The sequence below is a fragment of the Candidatus Deferrimicrobiaceae bacterium genome, from assembly GCA_035256765.1.
Classification (GTDB): domain Bacteria; phylum Desulfobacterota; class Deferrimicrobia; order Deferrimicrobiales; family Deferrimicrobiaceae; genus CSP1-8.
On the sequence record DATEXR010000215.1, the window covers coordinates 1 to 1,708 of the forward strand.

Genomic DNA, 1,708 nt, shown 5'->3' on the forward strand with positions numbered 1-1,708 from the left:
GCTTCGGCCACCGAAGGGTCCTTGAGGACCAGCAGGTCGTGGATGCTCGTCCGCCCGTCGAAACCGCCCCCCGCCTCCTTGAACTTCCGGTGGTACGACTCCTCCCTCCGGGTCAGGACGTGCCCGAGGGCGATCCCGCGCCGGGGGAGGGAGATCTCGGTCATCGCCCCCCCGTCGTGGTCGTGGACGAGAAGGTTCATGTCCGGGGTCTTGAGAAGAGCCTCCTGCCCGCCGTCGGCGTCGAGGTCGCCGCTCGCGCATTCCGTCCAGTCGTCCTTCCCGCCGTGCAGGACCCGGTCGGAAGCTTCTTCCGCACGGAGGAGGTTGGCGTAGGCCGCCTCCCGGAGATGGTTGAGGTAGATCCCCCCGAAGATCCCGTGCCAGTAGACGTCGTTGCACTGGGCGCGGTACAGGAAATCGCGCGCTTCCTCCCCGCCCCCCTGCTCCATCGCCTCCTGGACGCGCCCGCTCACCCACAGCATCCTCTTGTGCAGCTGGTTCGACTCCTCGTACTTGCGGAGGAAGCCCCGGAAATGCCCTCCCTGTGCGAAGGGCTTCATTTCCTGGTGCCTCCCGGAGCGGAAATCGTGGAGCAATGCTCCGAACCGGGCCGACTGCGCGGGGGGGAGCGCCCACTCCCCCATCTCGATGTAGGAGCAGGAAGGGAGGTAGACCTTCCCTCGCAGCGGGGCGGCGTCCGCGTATTCCCCGAACGTCATCGTCGCGAGCCATTCCGCCCGGGCGACGATCCCCTCGAAGAACCGGCGCAGCCACCCTTCCGTGTAGACCGTGTTGTGCGTGCCGGGCCAGATGCCGAACTTCTCCCCGTCGTCGGCCAGGATGGCCGCCGGGTACGGCACGTCCCGGGACGTCATCCGCTCCACCTCCCGAAGCGCCTCCTCCACGTCCCCGAAGGGGATCAGGTACCGCAGCCGCTCGCTCCCCGGGAAGAGCCGGACCATCGCCCCGTTCGCCTCGGTCAGGTAGATCCCGTCGAGTTCTCCGGCGGGAAGTCCCGCGCGCAGGAAGTGGAAGTCGTCCAGCGGGAGGTATTCCACCCCCACCCGGGAGAGGGAAGAGGGGAATTCCGGCTCCCACACCCGCTCCGCGAGCCACATCCCCCGCGGCTTCCTTCCGAACGTCCTTCCCACGGCATCGGCGAGATCCCGGATCTGCCCCCTCCGGTCCCGCTCCGGGAGAAGGGACATCACCGGCTCGTACATCCCGCCGCCCAGGATCTCCACCTGCCCGCGCGCGACGAGTTCCCGGAGCAGGTCGAGCACGCGCGGCCGGTTTTCCCCGATCCACCAAAGGAGGAACCCCGAGTAGTGGAGCGTCACTTTGATCGCGGGGAAGCATGCGAGGATCTCGAGGAAGGGGAGGTACGACCGGTCGCAAGCATCCCCGAGGACAAAATCGAAGTTTCCCACCGGCTGGTGGTTATGAAGGCACAGAAGCAATGCCCGCGTCCCCCGGGGGGACGGCGCGCCCTCCATCAGTGTTCTTCCCCTCCCTGCGCGAACTCGGTGAGGACGCCGAAGGTCGACTTCGGGTGGAGGAACCCGATCTTCATCCCGTGGACCCCCGTGCGGGGCGTCTCGTCGATCAAGCGGACCCCTTTTCCCTTCGCATGCGCGAGCGCCGCCGCCGCGTCGTCTACCCGGAGGCAGAGGTGGTGGATCCCTTCCCCGTTCTTCTCGAGGAACTT

The 1,708-nt window shown here is 67.4% G+C and carries 2 protein-coding genes; both read right to left on the reverse strand.

Annotated elements, in window-relative coordinates; genetic code table 11:
* The coding region (locus VJ307_07240) for an alpha-amylase/4-alpha-glucanotransferase domain-containing protein (protein ID HJX73934.1) at window positions 1–1,496 on the reverse strand (1,496 nt) is incomplete at its 3' end.
* On the reverse strand, window positions 1,496–1,708 hold a 213-nt coding region (locus tag VJ307_07245; GenBank protein HJX73935.1), incomplete at its 5' end, for a VOC family protein. The genes VJ307_07240 and VJ307_07245, both read right to left, overlap by 1 nt.